The sequence below is a fragment of the Cellulomonas wangsupingiae genome (genome assembly GCF_024508275.1).
Lineage (GTDB): Bacteria > Actinomycetota > Actinomycetes > Actinomycetales > Cellulomonadaceae > Cellulomonas > Cellulomonas wangsupingiae.
In genome coordinates this window covers 3,605,334-3,625,234 of sequence record NZ_CP101989.1, presented here as the reverse complement: position 1 = coordinate 3,625,234, position 19,901 = coordinate 3,605,334, and the positions used below count along the sequence as shown (strand labels likewise).

The following is a 19,901-nucleotide window of genomic DNA, read 5'->3' as shown; positions in this document are numbered from 1 at the left end:
TGGGCGCGGTGCGCGGTGCCCGCGGCGGGCGCCGGCGTGTGAGGGGACGGTGCAGGTCCGTCCGGGGGCAGCCGGACGAATGTCCGGATCGCCCGTCGCTCGTTAGCGTGGACCCCATGACCGAGGACCAGCCGCAGACCCCGCAGGACCTCCCTCCGCACGGAGGACCCGCTGCCCCGAGCGTCACGTCCGCACGGCTCGCGGACCGCTGGGAGGGCGACGGGTGGCGGGCGCCGCTCGCCGCGGCCGTGCTCGCGCTGCTCACGCTGCCCGCCGTCGCGATGGTCCTGGTCGCGCTCGTCGTCCTGGCCGTGCAGGGGCAGGCGACGTGGCTCGTCGTCGCCGGGGCGGCGCTCGTGACGACCGCGTTCGGCGCGCTCGGCACGGTCGTCGCCCTGCGCCGCGGGCACCCGGGCCTCGAGCACCGGCTCGCGGTCCTCGCCTGGGTGTGGGGCGTGCTCGTCGTCGCCCTGGGTGTCGCGCTCGCGCTGACGCTGGACGCCCCCGAGCGCGTCGGCGTCGCGGTGCTGCTGGTGCTCGGCGGGACGTACACCGTGGTGCTCGGGCTGGGTCTGTGGGGAGCCGCCAAGCTCCTGCCGGCGCCGGCCGCGCCGGACGTCCCGGAGGACGACAGCGAGGCGCGCGGGACGGGTGACGCGCCCGACGTCGCCCCGGACCGTCCGGCGGCAGCGCCGCGCCGGACCGCGCCGGTCGGAAGCCCGTCCGCCCCGGTCGTCCAGGAGGAGGACCCGCTGGCCGAGTGGCCGGAGTGGGGCGCCGGGGAGCGTCCCCCGGGCACCGCGGCCGGCGGGAGCGCGCCGGAGCCCTCGACGACCACCGAGCCCGCGCGGCCCGTCGGTGCCCCGGCGGCGCCCCGGCGTACCCGTCCGGCACCCGAGACCGTCGCGGAGGCCGAGGTCGTCGACCCCGCCCGTGCCGACGACGCGCGGCCCGTCGGCCGGAGCACGCCGCCGCCCCGGCGCAGCGTGACGGGCGGCACGCGGCCGGAGCCGGAGCCGACCGCACCCGGCCCCGCCACCGAGCGCATCACGCGCCAGGACGGCGACGACGGACCGCCCACGCAGCGCCTCCCCCCGGTGGGGTACTGACCGCGCGTGCCCGCACCGGGAGCCCGCGTCGCGTCACGAGCGCGCCGGGTCCTGGGCTAAGGTGATGCACAGACCCCTCGTACGGCGTCATCTCGCTGAACCCCCCCAGGGCCGGAAGGCAGCAAGGGCAGGTGAGCTCTGGCGGGTGTGCGGGGGGTCCTTGCATGCCCGGACGGCGCCGCGTGCGACCGGGGACGGGTGCCCGCCGCCGCCGCGTCCCCCCAGGGTCGCAGCACCCGCGGGACAGGACCGGACCGACGCGGGACGCGCCGCCACCGCGCCCGCTCGCACGATGGGGGCATGACCCAGCCCGCTGCCCCCAGGCCCGCGTCGACACCGCACCCGCCGGCCACGTCGGTGTGGGCGGACGCGGCGCCCCGCCTCGCCGCGCGTGGCCTCGTCCACCGCTTCGGGGAGACGACGGCGCTCGCGGGCGTCGACGTCGACCTGGCCGACGGCGGGTCGCTCGCCGTCATGGGGCCGTCCGGCTCCGGCAAGTCGACGCTGCTGCACGTGCTCGCCGGGATCCTCGTGCCGACGGCGGGCGTGGTCGCCCTCGGAGGGCGGGAGGTGCAGGGCCTGTCGGAGAAGGAGCGGTCGCTGCTGCGGCGCCGGCGGTACGGGTTCGTCTTCCAGTTCGGGCAGCTGCTCTCCGAGCTGTCGGCGCTCGAGAACGTGGCGCTGCCGGCGATGCTGACGGGCGCCTCGCGCACGGAGGCGGAGGAGACGGCGCGGCAGTGGCTCGGTGCACTGGGACTGGCAGGGACCGAGAGCCGACGTCCGGGTGAGCTGTCCGGTGGTCAGGCCCAGCGCGTCGCCGTCGCGCGCGCCCTCGTCACGCGGCCCGAGGTCGTGTTCGCCGACGAGCCCACCGGCTCGCTCGACCAGGCCACCGGGCACGACGTGATGCGGCTGCTCGTCGAGTCCACGCGGGCCGTCGGAGCGGCCCTGGTCGTCGTCACGCACGACGCGCAGGTGGCCGCGTGGTGCGACGCGCGCATCGAGATGCTCGACGGGCGCGTCGTCGCGGCGGGGGCGGTGCCCGGCTCCGGGGTGGGCCCGCGCCCGGGTGAGCTCGAGGCGATCCGCGCGACCGCGGTGCCGCGGTGAACCCGGTCCTGGCGCTCGCACCGCGCCTCCAGCGCGCCGGCGGTCGGGACGGACGGACGACGACCCTGCTCGCGGTCACCGCGTTCGCCGTGTCGACGGCGCTCGCGCTGAGCGTCCTGGGTGGTCTGCTCGCCTTCGTCGGCCGGGCGGCCGACCCGGCGAACGACTACCAGCGCGAGACCGGCGACTTCTACGTGACGCTCGCCTGGATCGCGACCGTCCTGCTCCTCGTCCCTGTCGTGACGCTGGCCGGCGCCGCGGCGCGGCTCGGGCTCTCCCGGCGGGACGCGCGCCTGGCGAGCCTGCGCCTGCTCGGTGCGACACCGCGCGAGGTCGTCGGCCTCACGGTCGTCGAGACCGCCCTGCAGGGGCTGGCCGGGGCGGTCGTCGGGACGGTCCTGTACGGCGTGCTGCTGCCCGTGTGGGCGCAGGTCCCGTTCCAGGGTGCGCCGCCGACCGTGGGCGAGCTGTGGGTCGGCGTGCCGGCGGTCCTGGCGGCGTGGGCCGCGGTCCCCGTCGTCGCCGTCCTCAGCGGGATCGTGTCGCTGCGCCGGGTCGTGGTGTCCCCGCTCGGCGTCGCGCAGCGCGTGGAGCGACCGCGGCTGCGGGCGGCCCGCCTGGTCCTCGCCCTCGTCGGTCTCGGCGTCTTCATGGTGCTGTCCGCGGTCCGGGGCGCACTGGGAGCGGCGCTCGTCGCGTTCCTGCTGGGCGGGCTGCTGCTCGCGTTCGCGACGATGAACGCGGTCGGGCCGTGGCTCGTCGGGGTGATCGGGCGCCGGCAGCTGCGGCGCGCGCGGACGCCGGCGCAGCTGCTGGCTGCGCGCAGGCTGCTGGGCGATCCCCGGGCCGTCTGGCGTGTCGTCGGCGGGCTGGGACTGGCGTCGTTCGTCGCCGGCTGCCTCGCCGTCGTCCCCGCGATGGTCGGCGGCGACGTGCCGGCGGACGAGGTGCTGCTGATGCAGGACGTCCTCACCGGTGCGCTGCTCACCCTGACGATCGCCTTCCTGCTGGCGGCTGCCTCGGCCGGGATCGCCCAGGCCGGGCAGGTGCTCGACCGGCGCCGGGAGTACGCGCTCGCGACGCTCGCGGGCGTGCCGGTGGACCTGTTCGACGCCGCCCGCCGCCGCGAGGTGCTGGTGCCCGTGCTCGCGGTGTCCGGGGGATCGGCGCTCGCGGCGCTGGTCATGTGCCTGCCCCTGCTCGGGCTGGCGGTGGTCGCCGCCCCGGCAGGGCTGGTCCTGGTCGTGGTGAGCGTCGCGGTCGGCACCGCGCTCGTGCTCGGCGCGACCGAGTCCGCCCGCCCGTTGCTGCGCCGCGTGCTCGCCGACACGGTGGTGCGCGCGGACTGAGCCGGAGGTGTCCGCGGGTGGGGACGACGGTGCCGCGGTGTGGGCGTCGGCGCTTAGGCTCGGGGCGTGACGACAGCGCTGTACCGCAGGTACCGGCCCGAGTCCTTCGCCGAGGTCATCGGGCAGGACCACGTGACCGCGCCCCTGCGCCAGGCGCTGCGGTCGGGGCAGACCAACCACGCCTACCTCTTCTCCGGACCCCGCGGGTGCGGCAAGACGACGAGCGCGCGCATCCTCGCCCGCTGCCTGAACTGCGCCGAGGGCCCGACGGACACGCCGTGCGGCGTCTGCCCGTCGTGCGTCGAGCTGGCGCGCGGCGGCCCGGGCTCGCTCGACGTGGTGGAGATCGACGCGGCCAGCCACGGCGGCGTCGACGACGCCCGTGAGCTGCGCGAGCGCGCGACGTTCGCCCCCGCGCGGGACCGGTACAAGGTCTTCATCCTCGACGAGGCGCACATGGTCTCGCCGCAGGGCTTCAACGCGCTGCTGAAGATCGTCGAGGAGCCGCCGCCGCACGTGAAGTTCATCTTCGCGACGACGGAGCCGGACAAGGTCATCGGCACGATCCGCTCCCGCACCCACCACTACCCGTTCCGCCTCGTGCCGCCCGACGTGCTCGTGCCGTACCTCGAGCAGCTGTGCGCGGCCGAGAGCGTGCCCGTCGGCGCCGGGGTCCTCTCGCTCGTCGTGCGCGCGGGCGGCGGGTCGGTCCGCGACACGCTGTCCGTGCTGGACCAGCTCATCGCCGGCTCCGGTGACGGCGGGCTGGACTACGAGGGCGCCGTCGCGCTGCTCGGGTACACGCACACGTCCCTGCTCGACGACCTCGTCGACGCGATCGCCGCGCGCGACGGTGCGTCGGCGTTCCGCGTCGTCGAGCGCGTCATCACCACGGGCCACGAGCCGCGTCGGTTCGTCGAGGACCTGCTCGAGCGGCTGCGCGACCTCATCGTCATCACCGCGTCCGGCGAGGCCGCGGGCGCCGTGCTGCGCGACGTCCCGTCCGACCAGCTCGACCGCATGCGCCGCCAGGCCACGCACCTCGGCATGTCCGAGCTGTCGCGCTCCGCCGACCTGGCCAACGCGGCCCTCACCGAGATGGTCGGTGCGACCTCGCCGCGGCTGCACCTCGAGCTGCTCATGGCGCGTCTGCTGCTGCCGAGCGTCGACGACTCGCGCACCGGCCTCGGCGCGCGCATCGACCGGCTGGAGCGCGGGCTCGGTGCCGCGGGAGCGCCGACGGCCGGCCCCACGGCGACGGCGACACCTGCTGCCCCGGCGGGCGCTGCCCGGGAGGAGCGGGCCGCCGCGCCGCGGCCGGCCGCGGCACCCTCCGCACCGGTGCCGGACGCGCCGGCGGCGAGCGAGCCGAGCACGTCGGGCGGACCGAGCGGGTCGAGCACGTCGGACAGGCCGAACACCCCGGGCGAGCCGGGTCGACCGAGCACCCCGCCCGGGTCGGGCACGCCGACCGAGCCCAGCACGGCGAACGCCCCCGGCGCGTCCGGCGCCCCGGGGGGTTCCGCCGCCCCCGGCACGGACGCCCCGGCCGCCCGGCGCCGGTCGCCGCGCCGACCACGGCGTCCGGGCCGTCCGCCGAGGCCGCCGGCCGGTCGACCGGTGGCCCCTCCGCGTCGGACCGCGGCCAGACGCCCGCGCCCGTGCAGCCGGCGCCCGCCGCGTCCCCGGCGCCCGCGCAGCCCGTCCCCGCCCCCCGCGCAGCCCGCGCCCGCAGCGCCCCCGGCGGCCGGCAGCCCGCCCGCCCCGGTGCCGGGTGCCGCCGCTGCGGCGGCGGATACCGAGATGCTGCGCCGCCGCTGGCCGGACGTCCTGACGACGCTGCGGCGCCTGCGCCTGCCGTCGTGGGCGCTGGTGAACCAGCACGCGCAGGTCCTCGAGCTCGACGCGACGACGCTGCGCCTGGGGTTCGCCCAGCCGGGCCTCGTCACGACGTTCCGCAACAGCAACCACGCCGACGTCGTCGCGCGCGCCCTCTCCGAGACGCTCGGCGTCACGGCGCGCGTCGAGGCGGTGCTCGACGAGCCGGGCGGCAGCACGCGGCCGGTGCCCTCCGCCGCGGCCGACGCTCCCGCCGGACCGGTGGCGATGACTCCCGAGCGGGCCGCCGCGTCGTGGGACGCCCCGTCGGTGGCGTCGCCGCGCGAGGTCCCGCCCGCACCCGCGTCACCGGCAGCGGCACGTCGCCCCGACCCGTCGTCGGCCGGCGCGGCCGAGGCACCCCGACGCGCCGGTGACGGGTCGCCCACCGGCGACGGTGGTGCGGACCAGGGCGCGGACGCCCGCTCACGCCCGGTGCCGCCCTGGGAGGCGGCGCCCGACGGCGGCGCCGGTGCCGGCCCCGGGACCACGGGCGCGCCCGCCGCGGCAGCGCCTCCGCCGCCGGCCGCGCGACGGGACCCGCCGACGACGCCCGCCCGGGCGCCGTCGCCCACCCCGACGACGACATCCCCCCGGGCGACGAGCCCGACGACCCGTGGCGGGACGGCCCGCCCGCGGTTCGCGGACCGGGACGTGGCACCCCGGGCGCCGGTGCGCGCGCCCGCCGCACGCCCGTCCGCCGCCCCCGCGGCGGGCGGCGGCGGCCCCGCCGCCGACGGTGGCACGGCGCGTGAGCGCGGTGCGGCCGCCGCCCGCGCGGCCGCCGCCCAGTCCCGTCACCGGAACCAGGAGCCGGACGAGCCGTCACCCGACGACCCGACCATCGGTCAGTCGGGCCTCGTGGGTGCGCAGCTGGTGGCGCAGGTGCTCGGCGGTCGCGTCATCGACGAGCAGATCGAGATCTGAGGACGCCCGTGCGCCGCGTGCTGCCGACGTCGCCCGTGCCGAGCACGCGTGCGCCGCGGCACGCGGTCCGACGACCACGGCGTGCCGTCGTCGCCGGGCCGGTCGTGCTCGCCGTGCTCGCCGTCGCCGGCTGCTCGGTACCGCTGGGCGAGGCAGGGATCCCCGGGGACGGCGAGGTCACCCTGGTGGCGTACGTGGGTTCGTCCGGGAGCGGCGAGCTGCGTGTCCGCGACGACGGCGCGGGCCAGTTCGTCGCGGTCCCGGCGCCGTCCCCCGGCAGGACGCCGGACCCGGCCCGCGGTGGCCGCCCGGGTGCCGAGCCGTCCGGCACCGCGGGCCGGACCGGCTCCGGCCTGCCCCCGGTGCTCGACCGCGCGGGGTTGCAGGAGCTCGTCACGCAGCAGCAGCGCTGCGACGGTGACCTGCTGCTGGCGTCCGGCGACGCGGTCGAGGTCACCGGACCGTGTGCGACCCTCACCGTCACCGGTGCCGGTGCCCGGGTCGTCGCCGCCGACGTGGAGCGGCTGGTGGTGCGGGCCGACGACGTGTACGTCGTCGTGGGGGGCGTCGACCGGTTCGTCGTCGCCGGCACGGGCGTGCGCGTCGCGTGGGAGGACGCGCTGCCCCACGTCGAGACCTCGGGCACGGACGTGCGTTTCGGGCCCGTCGGGGTCGTGCGCCTCGACGCGGGCCGCTGACGCGCCGGCTCACGTCCCGGCGCGACTAGGCTGGCGACGTGTACGAGGGTGCGATCCAGGATCTGGTCGACGAGCTCGGGCGGCTGCCCGGGGTCGGCCCCAAGAGCGCCCAGCGCATCGCGTTCCACATCCTGGCCGCGGACCCCGCGGACGTGCGGCGCCTGGCCGACGCGCTGACCGAGGTCAAGCTGCGGGTGCAGTTCTGCGAGATCTGCGGCAACGTCGCGCAGGAGACGCAGTGCCGCATCTGCCGCGACCCGCGCCGCCTGCTGACGACCATCTGCGTCGTCGAGGAGGCCAAGGACGTCGTCGCCATCGAGCGGACGCGCGAGTTCCGCGGTCGGTACCACGTGCTCGGCGGGGCCATCAACCCGATCGCGGGCGTCGGCCCGGACGACCTGCGCATCGTGCAGCTCATGTCCCGGCTGGCCGACGGCACGGTCACCGAGGTCATCCTGGCCACCGACCCGAACGTCGAGGGCGAGGCGACCGCCACCTACCTGGCGCGCCTGCTGGTGCCCATGGGCCTGACGGTCAGCCGCCTGGCCTCGGGGCTGCCCGTGGGCGGTGACCTGGAGTACGCGGACGAGGTGACCCTCGGTCGTGCGTTCGAAGGCCGGCGGCGCGTCAGCGCGTGACGTCGACGACGGAGGGGAACCCATGAGCACCGACGACCGGCGTCCAGCAGTGGACGCGGACCTGCGCGAGGTGGCGGACGCGGTCGCGTCCGAGTCCCGCGGCTTCCTGACGACCGTCACGGAGGTCGCGGCCGGCTCCGCGCCCGAGGCGTCGCTGCCGCTGCTCCTGCTCGCGCTGTCCGACCTGCTCGCGGCGGGCGCGCGGCTCGGTGCGACGACCGACGTCGTCCCGCAGTCGCGGTTCGAGCCGGACGTCGGCCCGGACGCGGACCTCGAGCCGCTGCGCGTCAACCTCGCCAACCTGCTGGACGGCATCGACGAGTACGTCGAGGTCGTCGACCCGCTGCTCGGCCCCGAGGTCGAGGAGGCGACGATCTCCGGTGACCTCGTCGCGATCGTCGGCGCGGTGACGCAGGGGCTGGCGCACCACGAGCGCGGGGACGTCCTCGAGGCGCTGTGGTGGTGGCAGTTCAGCTACCTGTCCGACTGGGGCGAGCGGGCGGCGAGCACGCTGCGCGCGATCCAGACGATCCTCGCGCACGTCCGCCTCGACGTGGAGGACGACGTCGCGACCGAGGCGGAGTACGACGCGCTGCAGCCGTGAGCGGGCGCTGGTCCGCCCGTCGGCCGCTGCCCTGACCGCCGACCGGGGGACGACCCGGAGGGCGGGGGTGCGCACGGCCGACGGGCGGCGTCCGAGGGCGCGTCAGGCGACGCGGGTGCCGCGGGGCAGGGTGCGCTGCGGGGTGCGCAGGCGGCGGACCGCCACGAGGAACCCGGCGGCGCCGAGCAGCAGGTTCACGCCGAGGCCGAGGGGCCATACCGGCCCCGCGGCGTCCCGGGCGGGAACGGCGGCCGAGGTTTCCTGCTCGCCCCAGCACTCGTCGAGGACCTCCGGCCCTCCGAGGCGCAGGTCGCGCAGGGTCTGTGTGGCGACGCCCACGACCTGGGCGGGCGAGTACTCGTCCGTGGCCGCGGAGGCCGGCACGGCGCCGTCGGCGACGACCGCGAACGGGTTGATCGCCAGCAGCCACCACGTCCACTCGGTGTGTGCGACCGAGCGCTCCTCGACGCTGAGCTCGCAGACCGGGTCGTCCATGGCGGCGGAGTCGCCCTCGTCCATCTCCTCCCAGTAGGAGTCGGGGACCCCGTACACCTGCACCTGCTGCACGGAGCTGAGGAACGGGTAGGTCAGGCCGAAGAAGATGGGCGTGAAGATCGTCAGCGCCGCGACGGTGACGAACGTGAGCACGGTCGACCCGGCGGGACGCGCCGCGAGCGTCGACCAGCCGAGCCCCATGCCGCAGACCGCGGCCAGCAGCAGCGCGATCAGCAGCACCACGCGCGGCAGCGTCGCGAGCGGCACGCCACCCATGAGCAGCGCGATGACGAAGAACGGCAGGCTCACGACGAGGAAGGCGCACGCGCTGACCCACGCGGCCAGCAGCTTGCCCGCCGCGATCTCGGCAGGTGACAGCAGCGTGACCTGCAGCGTCGCGAGCGTCCCGGCGGCCCGGTCGCCGTTCACCGCGGTCGAGGCGAGCGTCGGCGTGACGAGCAGCCCGAGCCCCAGGACGAGGGCCGTGACGACGACGAACAGCACGGCGCCCGCCTCGTCGGTCGTCGCGGCCGAGTCGTCGAAGAGCGTCAGCACGCCGCCCGCGAGCAGCGTGATCGCGCCGACGACGACGAACCACACGATGAGTGCGGCCTTCCACCGCGACGAGCGCACGCGCTGACGCAGCTCCAGGGCGGCGACGGTGCGCACGCCGTGCCACGTCAGCGTCCACGTGCCGACCGCGGGGGCCGCGTGCGGGGCGGGGGCCGGGGGTGTCGTGGTCGCGGTCATCGCCGCTCCTCCTCCATTGCGAGGTACGCCTGCTCGAGAACACCGGCGGCGGGGGCCGACGACACGACGGGGACACCGGCGGCGACGGCGTCGCGCAGCAGCGCGGCCGCCCCGGCCTCGCCGTCCACGTCGACGAGGACCCCGCCGGCGGGGTCGGCGCCGGGCCGCGCGTCGCCGGGCCGCGCCGCGTCGTCGGGCTGGTACGCCACGCCGGCCGTGTCGAGCCAGGCCGTCAGCGCGGGCAGGGACAGTGCGCGCAGGTGCCACGTGCGTCGGCCGGTCGCGGCGTCCAGGTCGGACAGCCCGGCGACGGTCCGCCCGCGCGAGAGGAACACCGCGTCGTCGGCCATCTCGTCGAGCTCGGACAGCACGTGCGACGACACGAGCACGGTGCGGCCCTCGTCGGCGAGGCGGCGCAGCAGGAGGCGCAGGTCGACGCGCGAGCGCGGGTCCAGCCCGCTGGCCGGCTCGTCGAGCAGCAGCACCTGCGGGTCGTGCACGAGCGCGCGGGCCAGGCCGAGGCGCTGCTTCTGCCCGCGGGACAGGACGGCGGCGGGCTGGTCGGCGTACTCGGTGAGGTGCACGGTGGCCAGCAGCTCGTCGATCCGCGCGGTGGCCGTGGCGCGGTCGACGCGGTAGGCGGCCGCGAACGTCGCGAGCACCTCGCGCGCCGTCAGGGAGTCCCAGGTGCCGAACGCGTCGGGCATCCACCCGGTGCGGGCGCGGGCTGCGGCGTTGTCCGTGACGGGGTCGTGGCCGGCGACGCGGACCTGCCCGGTGTCGGGCACGAGCAGGCCCGCCAGCACCAGCAGGAGGGTCGTCTTGCCGGAGCCGTTCGGCCCGACGAGCGCGGTGACGGCACCCGCACGGGCGACGAGGTCCGCACCGTCGAGCGCCTTGACGGTGCCGAACGCCCGCCGCAGACCCGTGACCTCGATGCCGGGCGGTCGCGGGGCGGTGGCGACGGCGGCCGCGCTCCCGGGGGACGGTGCGGGTTCGTCGGGGTGCTCGCGCGGTGCGTCGGCTGGCATGACGCCACGCTAGGAGTCGGTCGCCCGCCGCGGGTCCACCTGCGGGTGGACCGCACACGGACGGCGTCGCCCGGTGGTGGGAGGGCGGCGGGGGAGCGGGCGTCCGGTCAGCAGCCGGTGCGGGACGTCGAGACCACGACGTCGTCGTACCAGAGGGTGTCGGCGCCGTCGCCGTAGCTCTCCCAGCCCAGCTTGAGGTCGACGAGCCGCGGCGTCCACGCCTTGTTGTGCCACTGGCCGTCGACGTCGTGGGTGGGGGTGCCGTCGGCGACCAGGCCCGTGACGAGCGTGCCGTCGAGCCACGTCGTCAGACGTCCCGCCGGCTCGATGAGCGCCTCGACGCACGACCACTGGCCCGTCGGCAGCGGCCGGCTGAGGGCGACGCCGGCGGGGCTCTGCTCCGGCAGGGTCGCGTCGTCGGAGGACCGGTTCCACTGCAGTGCGCCGTTCTGGCCGCCCATGCGCAGGTCGCGGTTGCCGTCGTTCGCGTCCTTCAGCGCGGCGAACGTCACGTGCGACGCGAGCAGGGCGGTGGTGTGCCGCACCCAGAACCGCACGTACGTCGGCTGGTCCGCCGTCCCCGGGACGGCGCCGTCGGCCTGCACGAAGACGTGGTTGCAGTAGCCCACGGCGCCGTCGACCCGCAGCGAGCGGCTGCCGGTGCGGGCGACCGACGCGTCGATGCTCGCCGTGCCGGTGCCCGAGCAGTCCGGCTGCACGACGCGCCACGGCGCGGCGGGCACCGTGCCGGTCTGCGTCTCGAAGCCGTCGCAGAAGCCGCCGCCGCAGGCTCCCGGCGTCGGCGTGGGCGTCGGCGTCGGGCTCGGGGTGGGTGTGGGGCTGACGGTCGGTGTCGGGCTCGGCGTAGGGCTGACGGTCGGTGTCGGGCTGACCGTGGGTGTCGGGCTCGGCGTCGGGCTCACGCTCGGCGTCGGGCTCGCGGACGCCGGGTCGGTGGGTGTCGCCTGCCCCGCGCACAGGACGCCGTCGAGCCGGAAGTCCGTGGGGGTGGCGTTGCTGCCCGTCCACGTGCCCTGGAAGCCGAAGGACGCGGTGCCGCCGGCCGCCAGCTGCCCGTTCCACGCCGCGTTCGTGGCGGTCACGGCGGAGCCGGACTGGGTCACCGTCGCGCCCCAGGCGTTCGCGACCCGCTGCCCGGACGGGAACGTCCAGGTGAGCGTCCACGCGGAGCGGGCGTCGCCCGACGTCAGGCGCACGTCGGCGGTGAAGCCGCCGGGCCAGGAGGCGGCCGTCCACGCGACGCGGCAGGCGTCCGCGGCCTGGGCCTGCACCGCCGCGACGACACCGCCGACGGCGAGGAGCGCCGCGACGAGCGCGGTGAGGGCGGTGCGCGCGCGCACCGCTGGTCGCTGAGAGGTCATTCCAGCACCCTCGCGCGCACCACGGTGGCTGTGCAGGTCCCGAACCCTTTCACCGGGCGTCCGCGGTGCCGTCCGCCTGTCGGAATCGACGGCGTCCGCATCCTGGGCCGGGCCTACACTCGCGGGGTCCCCGACCGCCCACCGGAAGCGTCCGAAGCCGTGGCTCTCATCGTCCAGAAGTTCGGCGGCTCGTCCGTCGCCGACGCCGCCAGCATCAAGCGCGTCGCGAAGCGGGTCGTCGAGACGAAGAAGGCCGGGCACGACGTCGTCGTCGTCGTCTCGGCCATGGGGGACACCACCGACGAGCTCATCGACCTCGCGCAGCAGGTCACGCCGCTGCCGCCGGTGCGGGAGATGGACATCCTGCTGACCGCGGGCGAGCGCATCTCGATGTCGCTGCTCGCGATGGCGATCCACAACCTGGGCGTCGAGGCGAAGTCGTTCACGGGCCAGCAGGCCGGTGTCATCACGGACGAGGTGTACGGCAAGGCGCACATCATCGACGTGTCGCCGAGCCGCATCAAGGACACCATCGCGCGCGGCGAGGTCGCGATCGTCGCCGGGTTCCAGGGCGTCAACCCGTCGACGAACGACGTGACGACGCTCGGCCGTGGCGGCTCCGACACCACCGCGGTCGCGCTCGCGGCGGCGCTCAAGGCCGACGTGTGCGAGATCTACACCGACGTCGACGGCGTGTTCACCGCCGACCCCCGCATCGTGCCGACCGCCCGCAAGCGCGACCGCATCGGCTACGACGAGATGCTCGAGATGGCGGCGAGCGGTGCCAAGGTGCTCATGCCCCGCTGCGTCGAGTACGCCCGCCGGTACGACGTGCCCGTGCACGTGCGCTCGTCGTTCTCGACGCACACCGGCACGCTCGTGACGAACCAGGAGGACCCCACCATGGAGCAGCCGATCATCGCGGGCGTGGCGCACGACCGCAGCGAGGCCAAGATCACCGTCGTCGGCGTGCCCGACGTCCCGGGCAAGGCCGCGCGGATCTTCGAGATCGTCGCCGGGTCCGGCGTCAACATCGACATGATCGTGCAGAACGTGTCCGCGGCCGCGACCGGCCTGACGGACATCTCGTTCACGCTGCCCGCGACGGACGGGGCGCGCGCGACGACGGCGCTGACGACCGACCAGCCGTCCATCGGCTTCCAGTCGCTGCAGTACGACGACACGATCGGCAAGCTCTCGCTCGTCGGCGCCGGCATGAAGTCGCACCCGGGCGTCTCCGCGAAGCTGTTCGCGGCGCTGTCGGAGGCCGGCATCAACATCGAGATGATCTCGACGTCGGAGATCCGCATCTCCGTCGTCACCCGCGCCGACTCGCTCGACGACGCGGTGCGGGCCGTGCACACGGCGTTCGACCTGGACGCCGAGGACACCGAGGCCGTCGTGTACGGCGGGACGGGGCGCTGACATGGCCGAGGGTCTGAGGGTCGCGGTCGTCGGGGCGACCGGTCAGGTCGGCGCCGTCATGCGCCGCCTGCTGGACGAGCGGGACTTCCCGGTCGGGTCCATCCGGTACTTCGCGTCGGCGCGCTCGGCGGGCACGACGCTGCCGTGGCGCGGAGAGGACGTCGTCGTCGAGGACGTCGCGACGGCCGACCTGTCCGGCATCGACATCGCGCTGTTCTCCGCGGGCGGCGCGACGTCCAAGGAGCACGCGCCGCGGTTCGCCGCTGCCGGCGCGATCGTCGTCGACAACTCCTCGGCGTGGCGCCGGGACCCCCGCGTGCCGCTCGTAGTGTCCGAGGTGAATCCGCAGGCGCTCGACCACATCGAGATCGGCATCGTCGCCAACCCGAACTGCACGACCATGGCCGCGATGCCCGTCCTGAAGGTGCTGCACGACGAGGCGGGTCTGCGCCGGCTCGTGGTCTCGACGTACCAGGCGGTGTCCGGGTCCGGGCTGGCCGGCGCGCGCGAGCTCGACGCGCAGGTCCGCGCGGCGGTCGAGCAGGACACGCTCGCGCTGGTGCACGACGGCGGCGCCGTCGCGTTCCCCGCGCCCGAGAAGTACGTCGCCCCGATCGCGTTCGACGTGATCCCGCTCGCGGGGTCGCTCGTCGACGACGGCCTGCACGAGACCGACGAGGAGCAGAAGCTGCGGCACGAGTCGCGCAAGATCCTCGACGTCCCGGACCTGCTGGTCTCGGGCACGTGCGTGCGCGTGCCGGTGTTCACGGGCCACTCGCTGAGCGTCAACGCGGAGTTCGAGCGGTCGATCTCGGTGGAGCGCGCGACCGAGCTGCTGTCGACGGCCCCGGGCGTGCAGCTCGCCGACGTCCCGACGCCGCTGGTCGCCGCGGGTCAGGACCCGTCGTTCGTCGGCCGCATCCGGCAGGACGAGGGCGCCCCCGACGGCCGCGGCCTGGCGCTGTTCATCAGCAACGACAACCTGCGCAAGGGTGCGGCGCTGAACGCCGTGCAGATCGCCGAGGTCCTGGCGAGCCGGCGGTTCGCGGTCGCCTGACCGCCCGCGCCGCCTGCCCGGGCCCGCGACAGAGCAGTCCAGCAGCGACTGGACTGCTCTCTCGCGCCCGGGGTGGGCGGGTGGGGGAGGTCAGTCGCGGGGGGTGCCGCTCGGGGGGATCGGGAGCGGCTCGCCGTCGAGGATCGCCTGGCCGGCGCGCAGCTTGGTCTCCTGCCACTCGGTGCCCCAGATCTCGTTGAGCGCCTCGATGTCCTCCCAGACGTAGCCGGCGCCCCAGTAGGCGTCGTACTGCGCGCCGGGGGCGGACGAGTTCGGCGCGATCGGCAGGGGCTCGCCGTCGAGGATCGCCTGACCGATCCGGGCCTTGATGTCGGTGCCCTCGTACTGCCACAGCTCGCCGAGGGCGCGGAAGTCGTCGGTGGTGTAGCCCGAGGCCTCCACGGCGTCGTACTGCGCGCGCGTGTACCCGTCGGGCATGAACGACACGTCCAGCCCGACGGTCTTCGCCGCCGTCTCGACCGCCACGGCGACGCCGGAGTACGGGTTCGCGGCGGCGGCCGCACTGCCGGCGCCCACCGCGAGCGTGCCGGTGACCACGCCGGCAGCGACGATCCTGCCGCCGCGGCGCATCGCGACGACGCGCGGGGCCCCGCGACGGGCGAGCGCGTGCTCGACCGCGGCGGCGACGTCGTCGGGGTCGGGTGCGGTGGCGGCCCGGCGGGCCAGCGCGCTGGTGATCCGGGCGGCGAGCTCGTCGTCCTGCGGGGTTCCCGGGAAGCCGGCGGTCCGGCCGTGCTGGCTCATCGTGTCTCCGGTGCGGTGGTGAGGTCGGTCCGGCGCAGGGTGGCGAGGGCCCGGGAGGCGTGGGAGCGCACGGTGGCGCTCGACGTCTCGAGGACGGAGGCGATCTCGGGGTCCGCCAGGCCCTCGTAGTAGCGCAGCACGAGGACGGCGCGCTGCCGGGGTGGCAGGGCGGCGAGGTGCGCCCACATGACGTCGTCGTGGACGGTGTCGTCGGCGTGGTCACCCTGGTGCGGTGCGTGCGCGGCGAGGACGTCGTCGGCGGCGGGGTGGATGGTGCGGACGTGCCAGCGGCGACGCCACGACAGGTGCTCGTTCGTCACCATGCGGCGCAGGTACAGGTCGGGGCGCTCCATGAGCGCGATCCGGTGCCAGCGCACGTGCGCGCGCAACAGCACCTCCTGCACCAGGTCGGCTGCGGTGTGCCCGTCGCCGGTGAGCGCGGTCGCGTAGCGCACCAGGCCCGGCAGGTGCGTCCGCACGACCTCGTCGAGGACGTTCGCACCGGCAGGCGCGTCGCGGCGGCCGGCGTCGGCGTGTGCGGACGAGCGACGGGTCAGGGTCGTCACGACGGGCACCGCGGCGCTGTCCGGGCCGCCGGTCGGGATCCACGTGGTCATCGGACGGCCACCGCCGCGAGGTCCTCGAGCGCGGCACGCGGGTCGCGTGCGGCGTCCGACCCGGGGCGCGGGAGCGGTGCGGGGTCGAGGCAGCGCAGCAGCAGCCGCTCCACCAGGGCCGCGCGCCGCACGATCGACCGCCCGTCGATCTCGCCGGGCAGGATGCGCACCTCCACGGTGTCCCGCACGGGGCGCGTCGCGACGAGCTGGACGAGGTTGACGTCGGCGTACTTCGTCAGCCCCGTCGCGCGGGCCGCCTCCGCCAGGCCGGACCACGCGTCGTCGCCCTGCGGCCAGGGCTCCGCGACGAGCGCGACGAGCGCGTCGGGCAGGGGCGCGAGGCGCCGGCACGCGGGGTTGGTGCCCAGGGCCGCCCACAGCGGCTCGCGCCAGTGGGTGAAGAGCCGCACGAGGTTCGCGAACGCCGTGGGCCGACGGTAGGGGGCGGCGTCGACGTGCAGGTGCACGGCGGCCTCCTGCGGGACCGTGAAGCCCAGCTCGCGCGCCGGGGCCAGCAGGCGTTCGAGGACGCGGGCGTGGTCCTGCGTCAGCGGCGGCGTGACGACCTCGCAGGGCCGCTCGCGTCCGGGGGGCAGCGGGAGCGCGACCGCGATCGTCGCGCCCGTCGGGTCGTTGACGCGCGCCGCGGCGGGGAAGACGTCGGCCCGGACGCCGAAGAGGTCGGCGACCGGGTCGAGCACGGTCGGCAGCGGTGCGGTCGCGTCGACGAGCCGTTCGACGAGGCGCAGCAGCCGTGCGTCGTCCGACAGCAGCCGGTACCAGCCCCGGTGCCCGGGCCGCGGCTGCGACCCGGGCACCGGGACGAGGTCCGCCTCGATCGTGATGTCGTCGACGAGGTGCGCCATCGGCGCCCCCTGCGCGTCCAGGACGTCGAAGGCGGGCGACAGGTGCCGGAAGACGCTGACGCCCGGCACCGGCGACGGCTGGCTGTCCGCGTGGAAGGACCGCCGCACGCTGCCGCCGGCGCGGGCCGCGAGCACGTCCGCCAGGGCCTGCCTGTCGGACCCGGCCGGTGCCAGGAGCTCGATCTCGAATCCGGTGCGCAGCGTCAGCTCGTCCACGGGAGTCCTCGTCGTCGGTGGGGTCGTCAGGGGGCTGCCGTCAGGACGCGGGCGTGCCGCTCGGGGGGACGGGCAGCGCCTGGCCGTCGAGCAGGGCCTGGCCGGCCCGCAGCTTGGTCTCGAGCCACTCGGTGCCCCAGAGCTCGTTCAGCGCCTCGACGTCCTCCCAGAGGTAGCCGGCGTCCCAGAAGGCGCTGAGCTGCGCGCCCGGCGCGGTCGAGTTCGGTGCCACGGGGAGCTCCTGGCCCTCGAGGAGCATCTGGCCGGCCCGGATCTTGGTCTCGGTCCCGTCGGTCTGCCAGAGGTCGCTCAGCGCGTCGAGGTCGTCCGACGTGTAGCCGGCGCCCCACAGGGCCTCGCTCTGCTCGTCGGTGGGGACCTCGGACGCGCCCTCGGCGGGAGCTGCGCCCTCGGCCGCGGGCGGGGCCACGTCCGGCGTCGGCCCCGCGGGCTGCGTCGTGCCCGCCGGTGCGGAGCCGCTGTTCGCGGCCATCGCGGCCGTGGCGCCGGCGACCGACAGGCTCGCCGCGATGACACCGGCCACCATGAGGCGCTTGCGGCGGGGGCGGGACGTCGTGCTGGGGTTCATCGGTCCTCCAGGTCTCGGGGATGAGCGTGCCCCCTGACAACGCCCCTGGGTACCCGAGATGTGGAGTCCGGACGGCGACAGCGTGTGCAGGGTTCGTGACGCTGAGCACCACGAACCCTGCACACCCTCAGCCCCGGGGGTCGATCGGGAAGTTCTGGTCGAAGACGTGGTCCGGGTCGTACGTGCGCTTGAGGGCGCGCAGCCGGTCGAGCGTCAGCGGGGGGAACGCCTCGAGGAGCCGCTCGGGGCGAGGGTCGGTCTCGAACGACAGGTACAGGCCGTCCATGTGGGGGCGCGCGAGGCGGTCCCAGGCGTCGTCGAGCCCTGTGCGGCTCGACCGCCCCGCGAACGCGGAGGCCGAGAAGCTCTGGTGGCGGTGGGCGTACGCGGTCGCGTCCGGGGCGACGTCGGCGCCCGCCCCGCCCGTCGCGCGCAGCTGCACGAGCATCGCCTCGCCCGACCCGAGGAGCCGTCCCAGGTCGTCGGCCGCGTGGTCCGTCATGGTCGGCAGCAGGCCCGAGCGCGTGACGGGCGGCGCGCCGCCGTCGTGGTGCCGCGCGACGGGCCCGACGACGCCGGAGTACGGCGTGAGCGTCGCGCGCTGGTCGAGCACGGTGCCCGCGCCGAGCAGCTCCTCGAGCGCGGCGACCGCCGACGTCGTGTCGTCGTCCGCCCACACCGTCATGGCCTGCGCGAGCGGCGGACGGCCGCCGCCCCCGGCCTGCACGTGCAGGAAGCTGGTCAGCCGCCGGTCGGCGTCCTGGACGACGCCGCCCCAGCGAGCGAGGAGGCGGGCGGGGTCGGAGGCGTCGAACGTCATGGTCGCGAAGACGACGTCGGGCACCTCCGCGGCCTCGATCTCCACCCACGTGACGACGCCGAGGTTGCCTCCCGCGCCGCGCAGGCCCCAGAACAGCTCGGGCTCGCGCTGCGCGTCGACGACGTGCACCGACCCGTCGGCCGTGACCACCTCGTACGCGACGACGTGGTCGATCGTCAGGCCGTACGACCGGCCGAGCAGCCCGATGCCGCCCGTCGTGGCCAGCCCGCCGACGCCCACGCCGCCGTAGTCCCCGGACGAGATCGCCCAGCCGTGCGGGGCGAGGGTCGCGGCGACCTTGCCCCACGTGGCCCCGGCGCCGAGCCGCACGCGCCGCGTCGCCTCGTCGACGACGGTGACCTCGTCGAGCGCGCCGACGTCGAGCAGCACGCCGCCGTCGTTCGTCGAGCGACCCGAGATGCCGTGGCCGCCGGAGCGCACCGCGAGCGGGCCGCGCTGGGCGCGTGCGAAGCCGAGGGCGTCGACGACCTGGGGCGTCGTGCGGGGGAGCAGGACGACGCCGGGTGCGCCGCGGCGCATGTACGTCGAGCGCAGCGCCGCGTAGGCGCGGTCGCCGGGCTCGACGGCGGGCACGTCGGCCGGGACGGCGTCGTAGTCGATGCCGGGGACGCGCCGGGCGAGGGCCGCTGCCGGGCGCACGGCGGCGGTCGAGGTGCCGGACGTCGCGCGGGCCGCCGCCACGGCGTCGCGCACCGCGGGCGCGACCTGCTCGGCGAACGTCCGGATCGTTCCGGGGTCGTCGGTGGCCAGCACGAACGTGCCGATGCCGTCGTCGAGCGCGTAGCGCACGAGCGTGTCGACCCACTGCTCGGGCGGGCCGTCCAGCCCGTCGCCCGGGGTGGGGGCGAAGCGGCCGTTGACGTTGAGCAGCCGGCGGATCTCGCGGGGGTCGCGGCCGGCGGCGGTGGCGGCCTCGTCGATCGTCGTGTTGCCTCGCCCGAGGTCGCCGGGCTGCAGGTACCCCAGGGACGGCAACCAGCCGTCGGCCGTGCGGCCGACGAGCCGCAGCATGCGCGGCTTGTACGCGCCGACCCAGATGCCGATGTCGTGCGCCGGGGCGGGCCCGCGCTTGGCGCCGGCGAGGTGGTGGTGGTCGCCGCCGACGCGCAGCGGGCCGCGGCCGTCGGTGTCCCACAGGGCGCGGATGACGTCGATGGCCTCGCCGAGCGCGTCCACGGCCTCGCCGGGCGTCAGCCGCGGGACGCCCATGCCCTCGATGGCGTCCCAGAACGCGCCGGCGCCCAGGCCGAGCTCGACGCGACCGCCGGACAGCAGGTCCAGGCTCGCGGCCGCCCGCGCCAGGACGGCCGGTGGCCGCAGCGGGACGTTGAGCACGTTCCCGGCCAGGTGGACGCGCTCGGTGCGCGCGGCGACCCACGACAGCAGCGTCCAGGTGTCGAGGAACGACGGCTGGTACGGGTGGTCCTGGAACGTCACGAGGTCGAGGCCGGCCTGCTCGCTGAGCACCGCGAGGTCGACGGGCGTGCGCGGGTCGGCGTTCTGCGGGGTGAGGAACGTGCCGAACCGCAGCTCGTGCCCGTAGTCGGTCATGAC

Annotated in this window: 17 protein-coding genes and 1 other RNA gene; 10 read left to right on the top strand and 8 right to left on the bottom strand. The window is 76.2% G+C overall.

What is annotated here, in order from left to right; translation table 11 throughout:
* Positions 1-116 precede the first annotated feature (116 nt).
* From NP075_RS16675 to NP075_RS16640, 8 genes are all read left to right on the top strand, one after another.
* Positions 117-1,109, top strand: coding sequence for a hypothetical protein (locus NP075_RS16675; protein WP_227565765.1), 993 nt, complete (start codon positions 117-119; stop codon positions 1,107-1,109).
* A 68-nt stretch (positions 1,110-1,177) separates the two neighbouring features.
* An RNA gene (gene ffs, locus NP075_RS16670) (signal recognition particle sRNA small type) lies at positions 1,178-1,274 on the top strand.
* Positions 1,275-1,409: 135 nt separating this feature from the next.
* Positions 1,410-2,219 carry an ABC transporter ATP-binding protein gene (locus NP075_RS16665; protein ID WP_227565764.1) on the top strand — a complete coding sequence of 270 codons (810 nt, stop codon included), beginning with the start codon at positions 1,410-1,412 and terminating at the stop codon, positions 2,217-2,219.
* The gene (locus NP075_RS16660) at positions 2,216-3,568 is read left to right on the top strand and encodes an FtsX-like permease family protein (protein WP_227565763.1); all 1,353 of its coding nucleotides are present in this window, start codon (positions 2,216-2,218) and stop codon (positions 3,566-3,568) included. The genes NP075_RS16665 and NP075_RS16660 overlap by 4 nt, the downstream gene beginning before the upstream one ends.
* Before the next feature lie 66 nt (positions 3,569-3,634).
* Positions 3,635-6,373 carry a DNA polymerase III subunit gamma and tau gene (locus tag NP075_RS16655; protein WP_256791267.1) on the top strand — a complete coding sequence of 913 codons (2,739 nt, stop codon included), beginning with the start codon at positions 3,635-3,637 and terminating at the stop codon, positions 6,371-6,373.
* An 8-nt stretch (positions 6,374-6,381) separates the two neighbouring features.
* Entirely contained in the window at positions 6,382-7,071 is a 690-nt protein-coding gene (locus NP075_RS16650; RefSeq protein WP_227566342.1) for a hypothetical protein, read from the top strand.
* A gap of 38 nt (positions 7,072-7,109) precedes the next feature.
* Positions 7,110-7,709, top strand: a complete 600-nt coding sequence (gene recR / locus NP075_RS16645) for a recombination mediator RecR (RefSeq protein WP_227566343.1) — start codon at positions 7,110-7,112, stop codon at positions 7,707-7,709.
* Between the two features lie 22 nt (positions 7,710-7,731).
* Positions 7,732-8,313, top strand: a complete 582-nt coding sequence (locus tag NP075_RS16640; RefSeq protein WP_227566344.1) for a DUF5063 domain-containing protein — start codon at positions 7,732-7,734, stop codon at positions 8,311-8,313.
* A gap of 102 nt (positions 8,314-8,415) precedes the next feature.
* Here the strand turns inward: NP075_RS16640 and NP075_RS16635 are convergent, their stop codons facing one another.
* The 3 genes from NP075_RS16635 to NP075_RS16625 all read right to left on the bottom strand — a co-directional run bounded on the left by NP075_RS16635 (position 8,416) and on the right by NP075_RS16625 (position 11,971).
* The gene (locus NP075_RS16635; protein WP_227566345.1) at positions 8,416-9,558 is read right to left on the bottom strand and encodes an ABC transporter permease; all 1,143 of its coding nucleotides are present in this window, start codon (positions 9,556-9,558) and stop codon (positions 8,416-8,418) included.
* Complete coding sequence (locus tag NP075_RS16630; RefSeq protein WP_227566346.1) at positions 9,555-10,589, bottom strand: ABC transporter ATP-binding protein; 1,035 nt, start codon at positions 10,587-10,589, stop codon at positions 9,555-9,557. Before NP075_RS16630 ends, NP075_RS16635 begins: the two co-directional genes overlap by 4 nt.
* A 107-nt stretch (positions 10,590-10,696) precedes the next feature.
* Positions 10,697-11,971, bottom strand: a complete 1,275-nt coding sequence (locus NP075_RS16625; protein ID WP_227566347.1) for a cellulose-binding domain-containing protein — start codon at positions 11,969-11,971, stop codon at positions 10,697-10,699.
* A gap of 159 nt (positions 11,972-12,130) precedes the next feature.
* Here NP075_RS16625 and NP075_RS16620 point away from each other — a divergent pair, with 159 nt between their 5' ends.
* Together NP075_RS16620 and NP075_RS16615 are read left to right on the top strand one after the other, a co-directional pair.
* Positions 12,131-13,396, top strand: coding sequence for an aspartate kinase (locus NP075_RS16620; protein WP_227566348.1), 1,266 nt, complete (start codon positions 12,131-12,133; stop codon positions 13,394-13,396).
* A gap of 1 nt (position 13,397) precedes the next feature.
* The gene (locus tag NP075_RS16615; RefSeq protein ID WP_227566349.1) at positions 13,398-14,453 is read left to right on the top strand and encodes an aspartate-semialdehyde dehydrogenase; all 1,056 of its coding nucleotides are present in this window, start codon (positions 13,398-13,400) and stop codon (positions 14,451-14,453) included.
* A gap of 90 nt (positions 14,454-14,543) precedes the next feature.
* On the opposite strand, the gene NP075_RS16610 is transcribed toward NP075_RS16615, so the two are convergent.
* The 5 genes from NP075_RS16610 to NP075_RS16590 form a co-directional block, all read right to left on the bottom strand.
* Positions 14,544-15,218 (bottom strand): hypothetical protein, encoded by a 675-nt coding sequence (locus tag NP075_RS16610; RefSeq protein ID WP_227566350.1) that lies wholly within the window; start codon positions 15,216-15,218, stop codon positions 14,544-14,546.
* The gene (locus NP075_RS16605) at positions 15,215-15,835 is read right to left on the bottom strand and encodes a SigE family RNA polymerase sigma factor (RefSeq protein ID WP_227566351.1); all 621 of its coding nucleotides are present in this window, start codon (positions 15,833-15,835) and stop codon (positions 15,215-15,217) included. Before NP075_RS16605 ends, NP075_RS16610 begins: the two co-directional genes overlap by 4 nt.
* Positions 15,832-16,917 carry an amidoligase family protein gene (locus tag NP075_RS16600; RefSeq protein ID WP_256791264.1) on the bottom strand — a complete coding sequence of 362 codons (1,086 nt, stop codon included), beginning with the start codon at positions 16,915-16,917 and terminating at the stop codon, positions 15,832-15,834. The genes NP075_RS16605 and NP075_RS16600 overlap by 4 nt, the downstream gene beginning before the upstream one ends.
* Before the next feature lie 40 nt (positions 16,918-16,957).
* Positions 16,958-17,506, bottom strand: coding sequence for a hypothetical protein (locus NP075_RS16595; RefSeq protein ID WP_227566353.1), 549 nt, complete (start codon positions 17,504-17,506; stop codon positions 16,958-16,960).
* Positions 17,507-17,633: 127 nt separating this feature from the next.
* Positions 17,634-19,898 (bottom strand): LLM class flavin-dependent oxidoreductase, encoded by a 2,265-nt coding sequence (locus tag NP075_RS16590; RefSeq protein WP_227566354.1) that lies wholly within the window; start codon positions 19,896-19,898, stop codon positions 17,634-17,636.
* Positions 19,899-19,901 lie beyond the last annotated feature (3 nt).

What these genes read in the sequence shown, in the direction of transcription:
- NP075_RS16675 (WP_227565765.1), top strand. Translation starts at nt 117, where the DNA reads ATGACCGAGGACCAGCCGCAGACCCCGCAGGACCTCCCTCCGCACGGA.
- NP075_RS16665 (WP_227565764.1), top strand. Translation starts at nt 1,410, where the DNA reads ATGACCCAGCCCGCTGCCCCCAGGCCCGCGTCGACACCGCACCCGCCG.
- NP075_RS16640 (WP_227566344.1), top strand. Translation starts at nt 7,732, where the DNA reads ATGAGCACCGACGACCGGCGTCCAGCAGTGGACGCGGACCTGCGCGAG.
- NP075_RS16635 (WP_227566345.1), bottom strand. Translation starts at nt 9,558, where the DNA reads ATGACCGCGACCACGACACCCCCGGCCCCCGCCCCGCACGCGGCCCCC.
- NP075_RS16630 (WP_227566346.1), bottom strand. Translation starts at nt 10,589, where the DNA reads ATGCCAGCCGACGCACCGCGCGAGCACCCCGACGAACCCGCACCGTCC.
- NP075_RS16625 (WP_227566347.1), bottom strand. Translation starts at nt 11,971, where the DNA reads ATGACCTCTCAGCGACCAGCGGTGCGCGCGCGCACCGCCCTCACCGCG.
- NP075_RS16615 (WP_227566349.1), top strand. Translation starts at nt 13,398, where the DNA reads ATGGCCGAGGGTCTGAGGGTCGCGGTCGTCGGGGCGACCGGTCAGGTC.
- NP075_RS16610 (WP_227566350.1), bottom strand. Translation starts at nt 15,218, where the DNA reads ATGAGCCAGCACGGCCGGACCGCCGGCTTCCCGGGAACCCCGCAGGAC.
- NP075_RS16605 (WP_227566351.1), bottom strand. Translation starts at nt 15,835, where the DNA reads ATGACCACGTGGATCCCGACCGGCGGCCCGGACAGCGCCGCGGTGCCC.
- NP075_RS16595 (WP_227566353.1), bottom strand. Translation starts at nt 17,506, where the DNA reads ATGAACCCCAGCACGACGTCCCGCCCCCGCCGCAAGCGCCTCATGGTG.
- NP075_RS16590 (WP_227566354.1), bottom strand. Translation starts at nt 19,898, where the DNA reads ATGACCGACTACGGGCACGAGCTGCGGTTCGGCACGTTCCTCACCCCG.